Origin of the sequence: Caballeronia sp. AZ7_KS35 (assembly GCF_023631045.1) — a bacterium.
Lineage (GTDB): Bacteria > Pseudomonadota > Gammaproteobacteria > Burkholderiales > Burkholderiaceae > Caballeronia > Caballeronia zhejiangensis.
Map to the genome: position 1 here is coordinate 59654 of NZ_JALQDV010000002.1, position 19494 is coordinate 79147.

Annotated in this window: 16 protein-coding genes; 10 read left to right on the forward strand and 6 right to left on the reverse strand. The window is 63.0% G+C overall.

The genetic code is table 11. The features are described 5' to 3' along the window. Positions 1-137 precede the first annotated feature (137 nt). Both NCT05_RS05890 and argA read right to left on the reverse strand, forming a co-directional pair. On the reverse strand, positions 138-410 hold the full coding sequence (locus NCT05_RS05890; protein WP_008350541.1) for an oxidative damage protection protein: 273 nt from the start codon (positions 408-410) through the stop codon (positions 138-140). Positions 411-468: 58 nt separating this feature from the next. Then, positions 469-1839, reverse strand: a complete 1371-nt coding sequence (gene argA / locus NCT05_RS05895) for an amino-acid N-acetyltransferase (protein ID WP_033536863.1) — start codon at positions 1837-1839, stop codon at positions 469-471. Positions 1840-1861: 22 nt separating this feature from the next. Between argA and hrpA the strand changes: the two genes are divergently transcribed. The 6 genes from hrpA (at position 1862) to NCT05_RS05925 (ending at position 11008) form a co-directional block, all read left to right on the forward strand. After that, entirely contained in the window at positions 1862-6313 is a 4452-nt protein-coding gene (hrpA, locus tag NCT05_RS05900; protein WP_250501895.1) for an ATP-dependent RNA helicase HrpA, read from the forward strand. Between the two features lie 116 nt (positions 6314-6429). Next, positions 6430-7443, forward strand: coding sequence for a YVTN family beta-propeller repeat protein (locus NCT05_RS05905; protein ID WP_034474119.1), 1014 nt, complete (start codon positions 6430-6432; stop codon positions 7441-7443). Positions 7444-7524: 81 nt separating this feature from the next. Continuing rightward, entirely contained in the window at positions 7525-8544 is a 1020-nt protein-coding gene (locus NCT05_RS05910) for a sterol desaturase family protein (RefSeq protein ID WP_008350532.1), read from the forward strand. 76 nt (positions 8545-8620) lie between these two features. Next, the gene (locus NCT05_RS05915; protein WP_008350531.1) at positions 8621-9472 is read left to right on the forward strand and encodes an EI24 domain-containing protein; all 852 of its coding nucleotides are present in this window, start codon (positions 8621-8623) and stop codon (positions 9470-9472) included. Between the two features lie 25 nt (positions 9473-9497). Then, positions 9498-10316: a competence/damage-inducible protein A gene (locus NCT05_RS05920; protein WP_008350529.1), complete on the forward strand. Its 819-nt coding sequence runs from the start codon at positions 9498-9500 to the stop codon at positions 10314-10316. Then, positions 10313-11008: a copper homeostasis protein CutC gene (locus NCT05_RS05925; RefSeq protein WP_250434386.1), complete on the forward strand. Its 696-nt coding sequence runs from the start codon at positions 10313-10315 to the stop codon at positions 11006-11008. Before NCT05_RS05920 ends, NCT05_RS05925 begins: the two co-directional genes overlap by 4 nt. 9 nt (positions 11009-11017) lie before the next feature. Here NCT05_RS05925 and NCT05_RS05930 read toward each other — a convergent pair whose 3' ends face one another. After that, on the reverse strand, positions 11018-11482 hold the full coding sequence (locus NCT05_RS05930; protein ID WP_008350527.1) for a rhodanese-like domain-containing protein: 465 nt from the start codon (positions 11480-11482) through the stop codon (positions 11018-11020). A 346-nt stretch (positions 11483-11828) separates the two neighbouring features. Between NCT05_RS05930 and glnA the strand changes: the two genes are divergently transcribed. The 3 genes from glnA (at position 11829) to ntrC (ending at position 16143) form a co-directional block, all read left to right on the forward strand. Further along, positions 11829-13244 (forward strand): type I glutamate--ammonia ligase, encoded by a 1416-nt coding sequence (gene glnA, locus NCT05_RS05935; RefSeq protein ID WP_008350526.1) that lies wholly within the window; start codon positions 11829-11831, stop codon positions 13242-13244. A 165-nt stretch (positions 13245-13409) separates the two neighbouring features. Next, positions 13410-14552: a nitrogen regulation protein NR(II) gene (gene glnL, locus NCT05_RS05940; RefSeq protein WP_250501896.1), complete on the forward strand. Its 1143-nt coding sequence runs from the start codon at positions 13410-13412 to the stop codon at positions 14550-14552. Between the two features lie 100 nt (positions 14553-14652). Beyond that, complete coding sequence (ntrC, locus tag NCT05_RS05945) at positions 14653-16143, forward strand: nitrogen regulation protein NR(I) (protein ID WP_008350524.1); 1491 nt, start codon at positions 14653-14655, stop codon at positions 16141-16143. A 17-nt stretch (positions 16144-16160) separates the two neighbouring features. Here ntrC and xth read toward each other — a convergent pair whose 3' ends face one another. From xth to NCT05_RS05960, 3 genes are all read right to left on the reverse strand, one after another. Further along, a complete protein-coding gene (xth, locus tag NCT05_RS05950) occupies positions 16161-16943 on the reverse strand; it encodes an exodeoxyribonuclease III (protein WP_250501897.1) in 783 nt (260 codons plus the stop codon). Positions 16944-17030: 87 nt separating this feature from the next. After that, complete coding sequence (locus tag NCT05_RS05955; protein WP_250496762.1) at positions 17031-17960, reverse strand: phosphatidate cytidylyltransferase; 930 nt, start codon at positions 17958-17960, stop codon at positions 17031-17033. A gap of 32 nt (positions 17961-17992) precedes the next feature. Continuing rightward, positions 17993-18622: a lysophospholipid acyltransferase family protein gene (locus NCT05_RS05960; RefSeq protein ID WP_250501898.1), complete on the reverse strand. Its 630-nt coding sequence runs from the start codon at positions 18620-18622 to the stop codon at positions 17993-17995. A gap of 230 nt (positions 18623-18852) precedes the next feature. Between NCT05_RS05960 and NCT05_RS05965 the strand changes: the two genes are divergently transcribed. After that, a complete protein-coding gene (locus tag NCT05_RS05965) occupies positions 18853-19467 on the forward strand; it encodes a CDP-alcohol phosphatidyltransferase family protein (protein WP_008350520.1) in 615 nt (204 codons plus the stop codon). The last annotated feature ends 27 nt before the right edge of the window (positions 19468-19494 follow it).

Genomic DNA, 19494 nt, shown 5'->3' on the forward strand with positions numbered 1-19494 from the left:
CAAAGCCTTGTCGGACGTAGGATTGCGCCGATTGTCATCTCGTGGTCCGATGTACTAAGCGGAACAATTTTCCGCCGCGCGGACAACAAAAAACCGGCCGCTCGGGCCGGTTTTTGCGATGCGATGAACGCGCGATTTCAGCTTTGCGGCGGCACGTAGCCGGACGCCGTATCGGCGCCTTCGCCGAAGAAATACTTCTCCGTCTGCTTGATCAGATACTGGCGTGCGCGCGGATCGGCCATGTTCAGCCGATTCTCGTTGATGAGCATGGTCTGCTGCTTGAGCCAGCCTTGCCAGGCTTCCTTCGAGATCGTTTCGTAGATGCGCTTGCCGAGCTCGCCCGGCAGCGGCGGGAAATCGAGTCCTTCGGCTTCCTTGCCGAGCTTCGCGCATTGAACCATTCGGGCCATTGTGAGTTTCTCCTCTGTATCGGGGGCAAAGCGCCGTTCGACGCTTCTTGGATCATGTTCAAAGCTGTTTCATCAGGACGAGCGACTTGCGCTGCCAGTTATAGAGCCGCCGGCGATCTTCGGGCAGATCGTCCACGGTCACTTTCACGAAACCGCGTTTCAGGAACCAGTGTTCGGTGCGCGTCGTCAGCACGAAAATGCGCGTCAAGCCGCGTGCGCGGGCGCGCTGTTCAATGCGCTTCAACAGGCGTTCGCCGTCGCCCGAACCTTGCGCTTCCGGCGCGACCGTCAGGCAGGCCATTTCGCCGATGCGCTCCTGTGTGTACGGATAGAGCGCCGCGCAGCCGAACAGCACGCCATCGTGCTCGATGACCGAGAAATGGTCGATGTCGCGCTCGATCTGGTGCCGTCCGCGCCGTACGAGCGTGCCGTCGGATTCAAGCGGCTCGATCAGCGTGAGAATGCCGCCGACGTCGTCGGGCGTCGCTTCGCGCAGGCTTTCGAGATTCTCGTACGAGATCATCGTGCCGACGCCGTCGTGCAGGAACAGTTCGAGCAGCACGCTGCCGTCGAGCGAATACGGAATGATGTGGCCGCGCGCAACGCCGCCGCGGCACGCGCGCACCGTATGCTTCAGATAGAACGCCGTGTCGCCCTGCAATTCGCCGCTTTCCTGCAAGCGATAGGCGTCGTCGAGCGACATTTCGCGGATCAGCTCGTTTTCCGAGTCGCCGAGACCCGGAATTTCGGTCACGAAAATGATCTTGTCGGCGCGCAGCGCAATGGCCGCGGCGGACGCGACATCTTCCATCGACAGATTGAACGCTTCGCCCGTCGGCGAAAAACCGAGCGACGACAGCAGCACGAGCTTGTTCGACGCGAGCGACTGGCGGATGGAATCGCCGTCGATCTTGCGCACGACGCCGGTGTGCTGGAAATCGACGCCATCGAGAATGCCGACCGGCCGCGCCGTCACGAAGTTGCCCGACACCACGCTGATGTGCGCGTGCGCCATCGGCGTGTTCGGCAAGCCCTGGCTGATCGCGGCCTCGATGTCGAGACGCACTTCGCCGGCGGCTTCTTTCGCGGATTCGAGCGCGCGGGCATCCGTTATGCGCAAGCCGTGAGAGAACGACGACTCGACGCCGTGCAGGCTCAGTTGCTCGTCGAGCTGCGGACGCGAGCCGTGCACGAGCACGACGTGGATGCCCATTGCGTGCAACAGGCCGACGTCCTGCACGAGCGCGTTGAGGCGACCTTCCTGCACGAGTTCCCCGCCGAACGCGACAACGAAAGTCTTGTTTCGAAACGCGTGAATGTAGGGCGCGACGGATCGCATCCAGTCGACGAACTGGGCGTGGGGATTCGGCGCTTCGGGCTCGACTGCCGGCTGCGTCGCGGTCATCGTGAGGTCGGTTTGGGAATTCATCCCGGGATTATAATGCGACGCTATGCCGAATGTTTCTCGTCCCTCACGCCCCGATCAGGCGGGCAAGTCTCAGTCCGCCGACAAATCCCTCGATACTCAGGAGCAGTTGCGACAACTGCGTGAAAGTCTGCTGCGCGAGACGCGGGAGGGCGCGGGCACGTCCGATTCCGGCGAAGCGGCGGGTTTGAGCAAGAAGGAACGCGCCGCGCAGCGGTTCGCGGGCGGGAAAGCGGCGGCGGAGGCTCCTTCGCAACCGAAGAAGGCGGCGCAGTCGAAAGAGCGGCCCGCGAAAGCGGAAGTCACGGCGCAACGTCCGCCGAAGCCGCGCGACACGGCGCAAGCTGCCACGCAAGCGCCCCCGAAACGCGAAGACGCGAGGCGTGAACAAGGTGCGCGGCCGCAGCGTCCGGCGCGCGTTCAGCAGCCGAAGCCCGTCGAAGCGCGCCAGCCGCAGCCGCAACCTGCGCCGCGTGTCGAACCTTCGGCCGAAACGCGCCCGCCGCGCAAACAACGCCCGGTTGAAGCACGTCCGCCGCGCGAACAACGCCCGGTTGATGCACGTCCGTCGCACGTCGAACGCCCGGCCGAAACGCGTCCGCCTCGCGAGCAACGTCCGCCGCGCGCGCCGCGCGTCGTCACGCCGAATCCCATTCCGCCGATCACGTTTCCCGAAGCGCTGCCCGTTTCCGGCCGACGCGAGGAAATCGCGCGCGCGATCGCTGCGAATCAGGTCGTGATCGTCAGCGGCGAAACCGGCTCGGGCAAGACGACGCAATTGCCGAAGATCTGCCTCGCGCTCGGACGCGGTCTCGGCGCGGGCGGCAGCGGGCTGATCGGGCATACGCAGCCGCGCCGCATCGCCGCTTCGGCGACCGGCCGGCGCATCGCGGAGGAACTCGGCACGCCGTTCGGCGAAGTCGTCGGCTACAAAGTGCGCTTCACGGACAATCTGGCGCCCGGCGCGTCCGTCAAGCTGATGACCGACGGCATTCTGCTCGCGGAAACGCAGACCGATCCGCTGCTGACCGCCTACGACACGATCATCATCGACGAAGCGCACGAACGCAGCCTCAACATCGACTTTCTGCTCGGTTATCTGAAGGAAATCCTGCCGAAACGCCCGGATCTGAAGCTGATCGTCACGTCCGCGACCATCGACGCAGAACGCTTCGCGCGCCATTTCGGCAGCGAGGACAAGCCCGCGCCGGTGATCGAGGTGAGCGGACGGCTGTATCCGGTGGAAGTACGCTATCGGCCGATCGAAGAGGAAAGCGAGGCGATCAGGAACGCGCAGGGCACGGCGCCCAAACGCAACGATCGCAAAGCCGATCGCGATCTGATGGAAGGCATCGTCGATGCCGTCGATGAACTGTGCCGCGTCGGTCCCGGCGACGTGCTCGTGTTCCTGCCCGGCGAGCGCGAAATCCGCGATGCCGCAGAAGCGTTGCGCAAGCATCATCCGCCGCATACGGAGATCCTGCCGCTCTTCGCGCGTCTTTCCGCGCAGGAGCAGGAGCGCGTGTTCAAGCCGTCGAACGCGCGGCGCATCGTGCTCGCGACGAACGTCGCGGAGACGTCGCTGACGGTGCCGGGCATCCGCTACGTGGTCGATACCGGCATGGCGCGCGTGAAGCGTTATTCGTATCGCAACAAGGTCGAGCAACTGCAGATCGAGCCGGTGTCGCAGGCGGCGGCGAATCAGCGCGCGGGCCGATGCGGGCGCGTCGCGGACGGCGTGTGCATCCGTCTGTACGACGAAGCCGATTTCGCCGCGCGGCCGCGCTTCACCGATCCCGAAATCCTGCGCTCGTCGCTCGCGGCCGTGATTCTGCGGATGAAGTCGCTGCATCTGACGGCGATCGAAACGTTCCCGTTCATCGAACCGCCGCCGGGCCGCGCGATCGCGGACGGCTATCAACTGCTGAACGAACTCGGCGCCGTCGATGACGACAACGCGCTGACGAGTCTCGGCCGCGAACTCGCGCGCCTGCCGCTGGATCCGCGCGTCGGCCGCATGATTCTCGCCGCGCGCGATCATCATGCGCTCGCGGAAGTGCTGATCATCGCGTCGGCGCTGTCGGTGCAGGACCCGCGCGACCGTCCGATCGAGGCGCAGGAGCAGGCGGATCAGGCGCATCGGCAGTTCGTCGACGAGCGCTCCGAATTTCTGCAGTGGACGCGCATCTGGAAGTGGTTCGAGGAAGCGGTCGCGCACAAGAAATCGAACAAGCAGCTCGCGGATGCGTGTCGCGCGAATTTCCTGTCGCATCTGCGTTTGCGCGAGTGGCGCGACGTGCATTCGCAACTGCTGACGGTCGTGCGCGAGCACGGCTGGCGTCTGAACGAATCGGATGCGACCTTCGAGCAGGTGCATCTGTCGCTCTTGACGGGCCTGCTCGGCAACGTCGGTCTCAAGGCCGACGACGAGCCGCATTATCTCGGCGCGCGCGGCATCAAGTTCTTTCTTTGGCCGGGCTCGGCGCTCTTGAAGAAAGCGGGGCGCTGGGTGATGGCGGGCGAACTCGTCGAGACGAGCCGCCTCTACGCGCGCACGATCGCGAAGATCGAGCCGGAATGGCTCGAAACGGTCGGCGCGCATCTGCTGAAGAAATCGCTATCGGACGCGCATTGGGAGAAGAAGGCCGCGCAGGTCGTCGCCTACGAACGCGCGACGCTGTACGGGCTGACGGTGTATGCGCGTCGGCGCGTGAGCTTCGGCAAGCAGGACGCGAAATACGCGCGCGAACTGTTCATTCGCGGGGCGCTCGTCGAAGGCGAATTCGATACGCGTCTGCCGTTCTTCGCGCACAACCGCAAGCTCGTCGCGGACATCGAGCAACTGGAACACAAGTCGCGCCGTCAGGACGTGCTCGTCGACGATGAACTCATCTACGGCTTCTACGATTCGCTGATCCCCGAAAACATCTGGACGGGCGCGGCGTTCGAGCGCTGGTATCGCGACGAGCAGAAGAAAGAGGGCAACGACAAGCTGCTGTTCCTGTCGCGCGACGACCTCATGCGTCACGAAGCTGCCGGCGTCACGACGGATCTGTTTCCGAAGCGCATGACGATGTCGGGCATCGAAATGGCGCTGACGTATCACTTCGAGCCGGGTTCGCCGCGCGACGGCGTCACGCTGCAAGTGCCGCTTTACGGGCTGAATCAGGTCGATGCGCGCCGCGTCGAATGGCTCGTGCCCGGCATGATCAAGGAGAAGGTGCAACTGCTGCTGAAGTCGCTGCCGCAGAAGCTGCGCCGTCACGTCGTGCCGTTGCCGGAATACGCCGCGGCTTTCGCCGGGCGTCATGGCGGGCCGAAGTTCGGCGCGGGCGCGCTCGTCGATTCGCTCATCGCCGATATTCGCGAGCAGACGCAAATCGCCGTGAAAAGCGCCGATTTCAAGCTGGAAACGCTGCCCGCGCACCTGTTCATGAACCTCAAGGTGATCGACGAACACGGCCGCCAGCTCGCGATGGGCCGCAATCTCGCGCAGTTGCGCGCGGAACTCGGCGGGCAGGCGCAGCAGCAGTTCCAGAAACTGACGTCGGCGGCGGCGTTCGATGCGCTTTCCGGGGACTCCGATACGCCGCCCGCACAGCAACCGGCAAGCGAAGGCACCGCGCTCTACGAGAACCTCACGACGTGGAACTTCGGCAAGCTGCCCGAGCTGCTGGAAATCCGCCGGCGCGGGCAGACGCTCTTCGGCTATCCGGCGCTCGTCGATCGCGGCACGCATTGCGACGTCGAAGTGTTCGATTCGCCCGAGGAAGCGGTGCGTATTCATCGCGCGGGATTGCGCCGGCTTTTCGCGCTGCAGTTGCGCGAGCCGATTCGCTATCTCGAGAAAAATCTGCCGGGCCTGCGGGAGATGTCGATGCAATACATGGCGCTCGGCACGGCGGACGAACTGCGCGATCAGATCGTGGAAACGGCGCTCGATCGCGCGTGCCTGCAAGACCCGCTGCCCGACGACGACGCCAGCTTCCACGCGCGCCGCGACGCCGCGAAAGGGCGTCTGACGCTGCTCGCGAACGAAATCGCGCGGCTCGTCGGCACGATCCTCAACGAATATGCGGCGCTCGCCAAAAAGCTGGCGTCGGTGAAATCGTTCGCGTCGGCCTATGCGGACATGCAGGCGCAATTGAGCGCGCTCATCGGCAAGCGTTTCGTCATCGATACGCCGTATGCGCAGCTTGCGCATTTTCCGCGCTATGTGAAGGCGATCGCGCAGCGCGTCGACAAGCTCAAGGCCGATCCGGCCCGCGACGCGCGTCTCGCCGCCGATCTGCAGCCGCTCGCGCAGAACTATCAGCGCGCGTTATCGCAGCGCGGCGGCGTCGCGGATGCGCGGCTTGCCGAATATCGCTGGCTGCTGGAGGAATTGCGCGTATCGCTGTTCGCGCAGGAACTGCGCACGCCGATGCCGGTCTCGGTAAAACGCCTCCACAAGGTGTGGGAATCGATGCAGCGTTAGGTTTCCGCTGGAAAGACGCAAAGAATCAACGTATTGCGCAAAAAGACCTCGCTCGTCAACCCGCCGCGCGAGGCAAACGTTCTACAATGACGCCTGCCCTCCGAAGCCTACTTTTCATGCGCAATATTTTCCGTTCCGGCCGCGTGCGTGCCTTCGCCGCACGCGCAGCCATCGCAACCGGCGCCGCCTTGGTCGCCTCCGCAGCACTGGCCAACAATGTCATCGTGCTCAACTCGGCGGAAGCCACGCTGAGTCTCATCGACGAAAACACGCATCAGGTCGTCGGCACCGTGCCGACGGGCAAAGAGCCGCATCACCTGATGCCCACGCCCGACAGCTCATCGCTGATCGTTGCGAATTCGGTGTCGAACAACCTGATGTTCGTCGATCCGAAAACCGGCGCGTTCCAGCGCTGGGTGCAGGACATCGAAGATCCGTATCAGCTCGGTTTTTCGCCGGACAAGAAATGGTTCGTCTCGACGGGTCTGCGCCTCGACCGCCTCGATATCTATCATTTCGACGGCAAGAATTTGAGCGTCGCGAAGCGCCTGCCGCTCGCCACGATGCCGAGCCACATCGCGTTCACGAACGACAGCTCGACCGCGTTCATCTCGCTGCAGGTGTCCGGCGAAATCGCGGCGATCGACCTGCCGACGCAGACCGTCAAATGGAAGATGAAGGTCGGCAAGGTGCCCGCGGGCGTCTGGCTCACGCCGGGCGACAAATATCTGCTCGTCGGCATGACCGGCGCGGATTACGTGGCCGTGGTCGACTGGCGCAACCAGAAGGTCGTCAAGACCATCACGACCGGCAAGGGCGCGCACAACTTCCGCTCGATGGTCGACGGCAAGCACGTACTCGTTTCGAATCGCGTGGCGAACACGATCAGCATCATCGACGAGGACACGCTCACGAACGTCGGCGACATCACCGGTCTCTTGCCCGGCCCCGACGACATGGAACTTTCCGCCGACAAGAAGTATCTGTGGGTTACGTTCCGCTTCGCGAAGCACGTCGGCGTGATCGACCTGGCGAATCGTAAGCTGATCGAAACCATCAAGGTCGGCCGCTCGCCGCACGGCATCTACTTCTACAATCGCGCGCCGGTGACGGCGCCGAACGGGGCGTAAGCAAACAGGGCGCGCGTTCGCGCCCTGTACTACGATTGAGGGATGGCCGGTCCCGGACGGCCGCACGCACCACGGAGCACCATGTTTCATTCCATTCTTTCGTCGCTGGACGGTCTCGTTTCCTGGCTTCAGACGCAGCTCTACGTCGATGTCGTGCAGCCGGTCCTGTTCAAGATCGGCATGATGGACTACGACGAAGACACCTACGACGCGCTGTACTGGGTGATCGTCGGCGTGCTCGAAGTGCTCGCGATGTACGCGATCCTGCGGCCGCTCGAAGCTTTCCGCCCGGCGGAGGAGTGGAAAGACCGCAAAGGCGTGCGCGTGGACGTGCTCTACACGTGGATCGTCAAGCTCGGCATCCTCAATCTGTTTTTCTTCTTCACGTTCCAGCCGCTCTTCGATTCGATGCAGAGCTGGCTGCGCCTCCATAACGTGCCGAATCTCGAGATCGACAACCTGTGGCCCGGCGTGACGACGCAGCCGCTCGTCACGTTCGTCATCTATCTGCTCATTCTCGATCTGGCGGGATACTGGTATCACCGGCTGGAGCATCGTTTCGGCATCTGGTGGGAATTGCACGCGGTGCATCACAGCCAGCAGAAGATGTCGCTCTGGACCGACGACCGCAACCATCTGCTCGACGACGTTCTTCAGGCGAGCTTCTTCGCGTGCGTCGCGCTCGTGATCGGCGTGGAGCCGTCGCAGTTCGTCGTGCTCGTCGCCATCACCAACTTCATGCAGAGCGTGCAGCACGCGAACATCCGCATGCACTTCGGCTGGCTCGGGGAGCGCATTGTCGTAAGTCCGGCGTTTCATCGCCGCCATCACGCGATCGGCTTCGGTCACGAAGGCACGACTTACGGTTGCAACTTCGGCGTGCTGTTCTCGTTCTGGGACATCATCTTCCGCTCGGCGTCGTTCGATCGCACCGTCGAGCCGACGGGCATTCGCGACCAGCTCGGTGCGCCGGGCGTTGCGCCCGTCCATTACGGCGACGGCTTCGTCGAACAGCACTGGCTCGCGTTCAAACGCATCGCCGCGCGCCTTTCCGCTCGCCGTGCGGGTGCATCCGCTTCCGACAACTCGGCGGCCGTCTGAACGTCTCCGGTTCGACCAGCGCCCGTGCGCGGCGCTGGTTTATCCTGTCGGTTCCTTCTTCTTTTAAGAAACACGCATGAGTGACTTGCTGCGTTCGTTCGTGCGCGCGCTTGCGAACGTCTTTCATCCGCGCATGCTCTGGCTGACGCTGATGCCCTTCGGCGTCGCCACCGTGGTCTGGGGCGCGGTGCTCTGGTTCTTCTGGCAGACGCTTACCGGCGCCGCCAACGACTGGCTCAGCGCGTGGGCGCTGACCTCGTGGATGTACCGTCTCTTCGATGCCGTCGGCTTTTCGTCGCTGCACGCGGTGATCGCGCCGTTTCTCGTCGTCATCATGACGGTGCCGCTGATCGTCGTGACGGTGCTGCTGCTCATCGCCACGTTGTCGATGCCGGGCGTCGTCAAGCTCCTCACACGTCGCCCGAAAGGTCATTACTCATCGCTCGAAGAGCGGCGCGGCGGCTCGTGGTACGGCAGTCTCGGACACTCGGTCGTGACCACGGTCGTCTGTCTCGTGCTGCTCGTCGTCACGCTGCCGCTGTGGCTCATTCCGCCGTTCTTCGCCTTGATTCCGCCGCTGTTGTGGGGCTGGCTCACGTATCGCGTGATGACTTACGACGCGCTCGCGCTTCACGCGAGCGCCGACGAGCGCCGCGCGATCGTGCGCGATGCACGCTGGCCCTTGCTTGCGATCGGCATCGTGAGCGGCCTGCTCAGTTCTGTCCCGACGATGCTCTGGGCATGGTCCGTCTGGCTCTTGCCGCTCTTTCCGGTCGTCGCCGCCGTGACGATCTGGGCGTATGCGTTCATCCTCGTGTTTTCGGCGCTGTGGTTCGCGCATTACTGCCTGCACGCGCTGGAGCGCTTGCGCGCGAGCGAGCCGCAATTCCCGGCGATCACGGTCGAATCCCGCGACGTTTCACTGTAAGCACGAAAAAAGCAAAGGGGCATTCATGGGCATTGGCGTCATCATCATCGGCGACGAAATCTTGTCCGGCCGCCGCACCGACAAGCATCTGCCGAAAATCATCGAACTGCTGGGCGCGCGCGGCCTGTCGCTCGACTGGGCCGAATACGTCGGCGACGATCCCGCGCGCATCACCGCGACGCTCGCGCGCACGTTCGCATCGGGCGATATCGTGTTTTCGACGGGCGGCATCGGCGCGACGCCCGACGACCACACGCGCCAGTGCGCCGCCAAGGCGCTCGGCGTGCCGCTGGAGCTGCATCCCGAAGCGGCGGAACTGATCCGCGCGCGCATCCGCGACACGGCGGCGCAGGCAGGCAAGCCGGTCGAGCTGGAGTCGCCGGAGAACTTGCATCGGCTGAACATGGGCACGTTTCCGCGCGGCGCAGAGATCATCCCGAACAGCTACAACAAGATTCCGGGCTTTTCGGTCGGCGATCATCATTTTGTGCCGGGCTTTCCGGTCATGGCCTGGCCGATGATCGAATGGGTGCTCGACACGAAGTACGCGCATCTGCATCACGCGACGCCGCATGTCGAGCGGTCGCTGCTCGTCTTCGGCCTGCCCGAGTCGCGCATCACGCCGCTGATGGTTTCGATCGAGCGCGACTTCGAGGGCGTGCGTGCGTTCAGCCTGCCGAGCGTCGGCGATGCTACGCGCGGGGCGCTTTACGAGCGCGCGCATATCGATCTGGGCGTGAAGGGCGATCCCGAGCAGGCGAACGCGGCGTTCGACGTGCTGCGCGAGGGCGTGATCGCGCTCGGCGGTGAAGTCGTGGAAGTGCCGCCGGAGGAAGCGAAGTGACGCTGCTGGAAGTGATCGCCACGACCGTCGCCGACGCGCGGGCAGCCGAGCGCGGCGGTGCGGACCGTCTCGAACTCATCACCGCGATGGGCGAGGGCGGACTGACGCCGAGCATCGGCCTGATCGAATCGGTGATCGAGGCGGTCGGGATTCCGGTGAACGTGATCGTGCGGCCGCACAGCCGCTCGTTCGTCTACGATGCCGACGACTACGCGGTCATGCTGCGCGATGTTCGCGCGATCGCGAAGACGCGCGCGAACGCGATCGTCGTGGGGATGCTGCGCGCCGATGGCTCCGTCGACACCGACGGCCTCGCGCGCGTGATCGAAGCAGCGGATGGCCTGCAGCTCACGTTTCACCGCGCATTCGACGAAACACGCGATCTGCTCGCTGCGTTCGATACGCTGCTGCAGTTCGGTGCCGTCACGAATGTGCTGACGTCGGGCGGCAAGCCTTCCGTGCTGGACGCTCAGGAAACGATTTCGAAGCTCGTCGAAAACGCGGTGGGAACGCGCTGCGCGATTCTGGCGGGCGCCGGATTGACCGTCGATGCGGTCGCGCCGTTCGTCGCATCGACGCGCGTGAAAGCGGTGCACTTTGGCTCGGGCGTGCGCGTCGATGGGAAGTCTCTGGCGCCCGTCGATGAAGCGAGGGTCAGGCGCGTGCGGACTTTGCTCGACGCGCGTGCTTGAGCAAAACCTTCAAGCCCCGATCCAGGGCAGCTTGCGGAAACACCATCCCGATACCGTTTTCCGATGCCCCTGTCCGTCCTTATCGCCTTCGAAGCCTTCGAGCAGGTCGTACGCCTGGGCGTAGCCTTCCTTCTGCGCCGCGACCGCAGCGAGCTTCGAGCGCGCGGCGCTGCGACACAAAAACACGACAGGCGTATCCGGGGTGGCGACCTGTCGCAATTGTTCGATAAACTCGGCGTTTGGCACGGAACCGGGGTAGCGAATCCATTCGATGTGCGCGTACTGAGCGCCATCGATGGCCGGGCGGCCGACCCAATCGAGTTCGGCGCGGGTGCGAACGTCGACGAGGCGTACGCGCGGGTCGAGTTGCAGCAATTCAAATGCTTCGGCGGGTGAGAACGCGCCCGCGTAGGTCAGATTGTTTTCGGCGGCGCGTTTGCCGGCCTGGGCATACAGCTGTTCGAGCGTGCTCATGACGTATGGGTCTCCGTAGGCGCAAAGAATCATTCTAGCGTGGCGCGCAGTTTCGACACCGCGCGCGAAATTGGTGCAAGAAGAGTCCGATGCACTATGAAAGTGCTGAAGAAATATCAGACAAACCGTGCTGCACTGATTTGGTGCTCGACGCGGAGACGGCGACACGAACGCCGCCATCGAAAGCGAAGTGGTTTCACCCAAAACGCGCGCTGCTTCAAGCGCTTAGCGCGAAGATGGTGCGCTTGGCACGGAAGCTGCTTTTCCATCCTCGATTGAATCGAAGTACAGGATTGGTCGGGGCGGCGAAGCGATTCGCCGACTTTTGTTAATCAGGAGATAGGTAATGAGTAAATCCGTGGCCGACGTCATGCAACTCGTCAAGGACGAGGACGTCAAGTTCGTCGACTTCCGCTTCACCGACACGCGCGGCAAAGAACAACACGTTTCCGTGCCGGTCTCGGCATTCGACGAAGACAAATTTGAAAGCGGCCACGCTTTCGACGGTTCGTCCATCGCAGGCTGGAAGGGCATCGAAGCGTCGGACATGCTGCTCGTGCCGGACGCGAACACCGCCTTCATCGACCCGTTCTTCGAAGAATCGACGCTGGTTCTGTCCTGCGACGTGGTCGAGCCGGCCGACGGCAAGGGCTACGAGCGCGACCCGCGTTCCCTCGCGAAGCGCGCGGAAGCCTATCTCAAGAGCTCGGGCCTCGGCGACACCGCCTACTTCGGTCCGGAGCCGGAATTCTTCATTTTCGACTCGGTGCAGTGGAACACGGACCAGTCGGGCACGTTCGTGAAGATCGGCTCGGAAGAAGCACCGTGGTCGTCGGCGAAGGAATTCGAAGGCGGCAACACCGGCCACCGTCCGGGCACGAAGGGCGGCTACTTCCCGGTCGCTCCCGTCGACACGTTCCAGGACATCCGCTCGGAAATGTGTCTACTGCTCGAGCAGATCGGCATTCCGGTCGAAGTGCATCACCACGAAGTGGCGGGCCAGGGCCAAAACGAAATCGGCACCAAGTTCTCGACGCTGGTTCAGCGCGCGGACTGGCTGCAGCAGATGAAGTACATCATTCATAACGTGGCGCACACGTACGGCAAGACGGCGACGTTCATGCCGAAGCCGGTCGTCGGCGACAACGGTTCGGGCATGCACGTTCACCAGTCGATCTGGAAGGACGGTCAGAACCTGTTCGCGGGCAACGGCTACGCGGGTCTGTCGGAATTCGCGCTGTTCTACATCGGCGGCATTATCAAGCATGCGCGCGCGCTGAACGCGATCACGAACCCGGGCACGAACTCGTACAAGCGCCTCGTGCCGCACTTCGAAGCGCCGGTGAAGCTGGCTTACTCGGCTCGCAACCGTTCGGCATCGATCCGTATTCCGCACGTCTCGAACCCGAAGGGCCGCCGTATCGAAACGCGCTTCCCGGATCCGCTCGCGAACCCGTACCTGTGCTTCTCCGCGCTGATGATGGCGGGTCTCGACGGCGTGCAGAACAAGATTCACCCGGGCGAAGCCGCGGACAAGAATCTGTACGACCTGCCGCCGGAAGAAGACAAGAAGATCCCGACCGTTTGCGCGGGCCTCGACCAGGCGCTCGACGCACTCGACGCGGACCGCGAGTTCCTGACGCGCGGCGGCGTGTTCACGGATTCGATGCTCGACGCATACATCGAACTGAAGACGAACGAGCTGCAGCGTTATCGTCAGGCGGTGCATCCGATCGAGTTCGAGATGTACTACTCGCTGTAAAGCAGCATGATCGAAGCGCGTTTTGTCGTGAGCAGTCCGATGAGGCGCGCGACGTGTGCTGAACAGTGATCCAAAGGGACGGCGCGCCGTCCCTTTTTTAATCGCTGCTCAGTGTCATGAAACGATAAGAAGATCGGTGTCACGAACGACCTCATCGACTGCACGATGGTGCTCAAGAATCTGATCAAGGCGCGCAAAGGCCACGCCGATGCGCTCTCCGACAATACGCAGCTCGCGGCAAGCGGACTGCTGCCCGGCTTCGAGGCGCTGCCCACGAACGTGCTCGTTCTGGACGTGCGCAATCTGCGGATCGCGTATGCGAATCCATCGGCCGAAGCGATGCTGGAAATGTCGCGCAAGCAGTTGACGCAGACGAACTGGCCCGACCTCTTCGCGAACGCGGACGAGCTCGCGACCACGATCGCGTCGATCGCCGAGAACCGCTTCAACGCGACGCGGCTCGACGCGGTGCTCGAGAGGCAGAATCGCGAGCCGGTGCATGTGCATGCGATCGTCGGCTATCTCGAAGCCGCGCCGGAATACGTGCTGCTCGAACTCTTCGAGAACGAGCGACATCTGCGCACGGACCGCGAAGAGCGTATCCACGATCTCACCGCGGTCAACAAGCAGCTCATCCGCAATCTCGCGCATGAGATCAAGAATCCGCTCGGCGGCATTCGCGGTGCGGCGCAGTTGCTCGAATTCGAACTCGGCGCGCGCGAACGCGACGAACTGCGCGAATACACGCAGGTCATCATCAAGGAATCGGATCGGCTGCAGACGCTCGTCGATCGCTTGCTGGAGCCGCACCGGCATCCGCATATCGTGGGCGACGTGAACATCCACGAAGTCTGCGAGCGGGTGCGCGCCGTGATCCTCGCGGAGTTTCCGCGCGGCCTCACGATCGAGCGCGACTACGACGTGAGCGTGCCCGATCTGCGCGGCGACAAGGAACAGTTGATTCAGGCGCTGCTGAACATCGTGCGCAACGCGGCCGAAGCGCTGAAGGACCGCATCTCACAAGGCGATGCGAAGATCGAGCTGCGCACGCGCATCGCGCGCAAGGTGACCATCGGCAAGAAGCTGCACAAACTGGCACTGGACTTGCATATCACTGACAACGGTCCCGGCATCCCCAGCGAAATCCGCGACCGGATCTTCTTTCCGCTCGTATCGGGCAGGGAAGACGGCAGCGGTCTCGGCCTCACGCTCGCGCAGTCGTTCGTGCATCAGCACGATGGGCTGATCGAAGTGGAAAGCCGGCCGGGCTGTACCGAGTTCGCCATCCTGTTGCCGTTCGAGAATTGACCAGCGACTTCACGCCAAGGAACGTAGTGCCGCATGCTTTGACGCCTGACCGTTTCGACGGGCTCACACCGAACCACACGAAGACTTCTCGCCGAACGATATGAAGCCGATCTGGATAGTAGACGACGACCAATCCATCCGCTGGGTGCTGGAAAAGGCGCTCGCACGAGAAAACTTCACGACGCGCAGCTTCTCCGGCGTGCGCGACGCGCTTGCCGCGCTCGAAGGAGAAAGCCCGCAAGTGCTCGTCTCGGACATCCGCATGCCGGGCGGGTCCGGGCTGGAACTGCTGCAGACCGTGCGCGACCGCTTGCCGGGCTTGCCTGTCATCATCATGACGGCGTTCTCGGATCTCGACAGCGCAGTGGCCGCGTTTCAGGGCGGCGCCTTCGAATATCTCGCCAAGCCATTCGATGTCGACAAGGCCGTCGAGCTGATCCGCCGCGCCGTGGATGAAAGCATGCGCGGCGAAGCGTCGGTCGACGAGCGCGTGACCGAGACGCCCGAGATGCTCGGTCAGGCGCCCGCGATGCAGGACATGTTCCGCGCGATCGGCCGTCTGTCGCATTCGGCGGCGACCGTGCTCATCACGGGCGAATCAGGCACCGGAAAGGAGCTTGTCGCGCGCGCCTTGCACCGACATAGCCCACGCGCAAACGGACCCTTCATCGCGCTGAACACGGCGGCGATTCCGAAGGATCTGCTGGAGTCCGAACTGTTCGGGCACGAGCGCGGCGCGTTCACCGGCGCGCAGGCGATGCGTCAGGGCCGCTTCGAACAAGCCGAGAACGGCACGCTCTTTCTCGATGAAATCGGCGACATGCCGTTCGACCTCCAGACGCGCCTGCTGCGCGTGCTGTCGGACGGGCAGTTCTATCGCGTGGGCGGGCACAATCCGCTGAAGGCGAACGTGCGCGTGATCGCGGCGACGCATCAGAATCTCGAATCGCGCGTGCGGCAGGGCTTGTTTCGCGAGGACTTGTATCACCGATTGAATGTGATTCGGCTGCGTCTGCCGGCGTTGCGCGAACGCAGCGAGGATATCCCGCTGCTCACGCGACACTTCCTGCAGAAGAGCGCGCGCGATCTGGGTGTCGAGCCCAAGCGCGTGTCGGACGATGCACTCGCGTATCTCGCGTCGCTGCCGTTTCCCGGCAACGTGCGTCAACTGGAGAACCTGTGCAACTGGCTCACGGTGATGGCGCCCGCGCAGGTGATCGAGCAGAAGGATCTGCCGCCCGATCTCACGTCGCGTCAGGAGGTGAGCGCCGAGAGTCTCGCCGTATCGACGGATGGCGCGGTCGCGCCGGTTCCCAATGCCGTGAACGGCGCCGGATCCGCGCCGATCGCGGCGGCGCCGGCGGGCGTCGCGGCGAGCGTGTGGGAGAACGGCTTGCGCACGGAAGTCGCGCGACTGTTGCGCGAGAATTCCGCCGATGTCATGGACGAACTCGCGCGCCGTTTCGAAGCGGCGGTGATCCGCGAGGCGCTCGACTTCACGCGCGGGCGCAAGGTGGAGGCGGCGGAGCGTCTGGGCATCGGCCGCAATACGATCACGCGCAAGATTCAGGAGTTGCATCTCGACGCGTGAACGTCGTTACGACGGGATCAGCCGATCGTCGCGATCACGGGCGCGTGGTCCGACGGCTGGTCCCACTTGCGCGGCACCTTGTCGACTTCGCATGACGTGCAGCGCGCGGCCAGTTCCGCCGACAGCAGGATGTGGTCGATGCGCAGCCCCGCGTTGCGGCGAAACGCCATCATCCGGTAATCCCACCACGTAAAGAGCTTCTCGGCCTGCTCGAACTTGCGGAAGGCATCGGTCAGGCCGAGCCCGACGAGTTGCGCGAAGTGCGCGCGCTCTTCGGGCGACACGAGGTTCTGGCCTTCCCATGCTTTCGGATCGTGCACGTCGCGGTCTTCCGGCGCGATGTTGTAATCGCCCAGCAACGCGAGCTGCGGATGACGCGCCATGTCTTCGCGCAACCATTCGCGCAGTGCGTCCAGCCAGCGCATCTTGTAGGCGAATTTCTCGGAGCCGGGCGCCTGTCCGTTCGGGAAATATGCGGAGATGATGCGCACGCCGTCGATCGTCGCGGCGATCACGCGTTGCTGCAGATCTTCGAATCCGGGAATGTTGCGCACGACGCTGATTTCATCGACTTGGAAGCCGGCATCGGCGCGCACCAGAATGCCGACGCCGTTGTACGTCTTCTGCCCGGCGAACCAGCTTTTGTAGCCGGCGGCTTCGAGTTCGGCGCGGGGAAATTTCTCGTCGGGGAGCTTCAGTTCCTGAAGGCACAGCACGTCGACGCCCGAGAGCGCGAGCCAGTCGATGACATGCTGCTGGCGGACTTTGAGGGAATTGACGTTCCAGGTGGCGATTTTCATGAGTGCCCGTTTTCTTCGTAGAGCGCGGCCGTTGCGCTGAAGGCTCGATTCTAGCGGAGCGGTGGGGCGGGGGCGGGCTCGCAGACGTCACACATAAACGAATCTGACCAGATGAAAAAACACAGGCGCGGCGAAGCAGATCGAATCGACACGATCGAGCATGCCGCCGTGTCCGGCGATCATCGAGCCCCAGTCCTTCGCGCCGAGCGAACGCTTCACCGCTGAAAGAACCAGCCCGCCGATGAACCCCGCCAGAACGATGGCGAACGACATGCCGAGCGCCGCGCCGAAGCCGAATGGCGTGATCCGGTAAAGCGCCGCGCCGCAAAGGGTCGCCAGCGCGCCACCGCCGACGAAGCCTTCGACCGTTTTAGAAGGCGAAAGCACGGGTGCGATCTTGCGCTTGCCGAACAGTTTCCCCACGACGTACTGCAAGACATCGCTGATCTGCACGACGAGCAGGAAGTAGAAGAGCAATAACGCGTTCTGCCCGCGATAGCCGGGAATGTCGAGCGTCAGGAGCGCGGCGGCGTGGCTCAGGCCGTAGACGCAGACCATCAGCGCCCAATTAATGCGTGCATTGCGACTCAGAAAGTCGCGCGTATCCTGCGTCAGCGCCGATACCAGTGACATCGCGAAGAAGAGATGCACCGGTACGAAGATGGAATACATGCCGTACCAGTTGATGCCAAGCAGAATGTACTGAACGGGAACCGCGACAAAGAACGCGAGGAACAGCGTCGAGTGATCGCTCGGCGTGGTCGGGGTGAGTGTTATGAACTCGCGCAACGTGAGGAATGACAGTAGCGCGAAGACCACATAAGTTGCAGTCTCGCCGAGTCCAATGGCGATCGCCATGACGGCGACCATGCCCCACCACGCGCGGATGCGTTCATTGAGGTTGACGATAGTCGCGCTCTTGCCATTCGGCCGGGCGGCGAGGATGGCGCCTGTCACGGTCGCGACGGCGAGAAAGCCCGCCACGCCCGCGATCAATTTCCAAAACAGTTCTGGCATGTTCGAGAATCGGAGATGTTGTGGCAGCAAGCTCAGTCTGAGCAAGCCGATGGCGCCAGCGCGACGATCGCATCGCGCATGCGTGTGAGAAAAGCAGATTTGTCATCGGTCGCCCGAAGCGCTTCGCCCGCGCCGAAATGGACTTTGCAGATCAACGGAATCGGCCAGATCGCGCCCTTGGGCATGATCCGCTGAAGATTCTCGAGATAGACCGGCGTGAGGGCGATGCCGGGAAACTCGCTTGCCAGATAAAAGAGTCCGCTCTTGAAGCCTTGCGGCAAAGCATCCGTGCCACGTGTGCCTTCGGGAAAGATAATCACCGAATGCCCCTTCGTGAGCGCATCGCGAACCGGATCGAGCGGATCGCCATCTCCTTCGCGTCGACGATCGATCAGCACGACGTTCAGCAGTTTCTGCGCGATATGTCGCTTGAGCGCGTTGGCGTTCCAGTAGTCGCGCGCAGCAACGGGCCGCACGGAATCGCGCAAACTGCGCGGCAACGCAGCGAGGATAGCGAGTGTGTCGATATGGCTCGTGTGATTCGAGAAGTAGATCTGTTGAGTTTCGCCTGCACGAGAGACATGACAGACTGGGTAGGCTCCAGCGACCAAGCGAACGAGAGATAACAGTAAATCGCGTTGCCAGGCATATATCCGTTTCATGAGTCGGTAGTGGTGTGGATTGCTTATTTATATTCCGTTCACATGCGCATCGACTGAGCAAGTGGTCTTGACAAGATGTGTCAGATGTTTAGCAAGTGATAACAGAACTGCATAACAAAGAGGCTCTGCAATCCTAACGGTTGACGGGATGCAAAAGTGCCCTGATAGTAGCGGCTTTTTCGATCCATCGGGACGTCAGGCATGGTCGACGAACCGGCGAAAACATCGCAATGAGCCTCTACGCACTCAAGCCGCGCTTCCAAATTCTGCTTCGTCCATTCACAAATTGGCTCGCGCGGCGAGGCGTGACCGCAAACCAGGTCACGGTAGCCGCGATGCTTGGATCGATGGCAGTCGGTGCATCGGCGTGGCTCGGTTATCCCGAGCGCGGTCTGTTTCTGCTCATTCCGCTGTGGCTTTTCATCCGCATGGCGCTGAATGCCATCGACGGCATGCTTGCGCGCGAACACGGCCATAAGAGCGCATTGGGCGCTTACCTGAACGAACTAGGCGATGTGATCTCGGACACGGCGCTCGTGCTGCCGTTTCTGGCCGTGCCGGCTTTCGCGCCATCGGACGTGTGGCTCTTCGCCTGGACGGCGTGCGTAGTCGAGTGCGCGGGACTGATCGGACCACTGGCCGGCGCGGATCGTCGCTACGACGGGCCATTCGGCAAGAGCGACCGCGCGCTGGCGCTCGGGGCATTTGCGCTCTGGTTCGGAATGGGGCTGCCGGTCGGTTCGACGTTCGTCTGGCTGTGGCGTGCACTGATCGCACTCGCGGTATTGACTGCGATCAGACGCGTCGCGATGGGCGTTCGCTTATCGCGTGAAACGGGCCGTTAAGCGTTACCTGCAACATCGAAACAACGA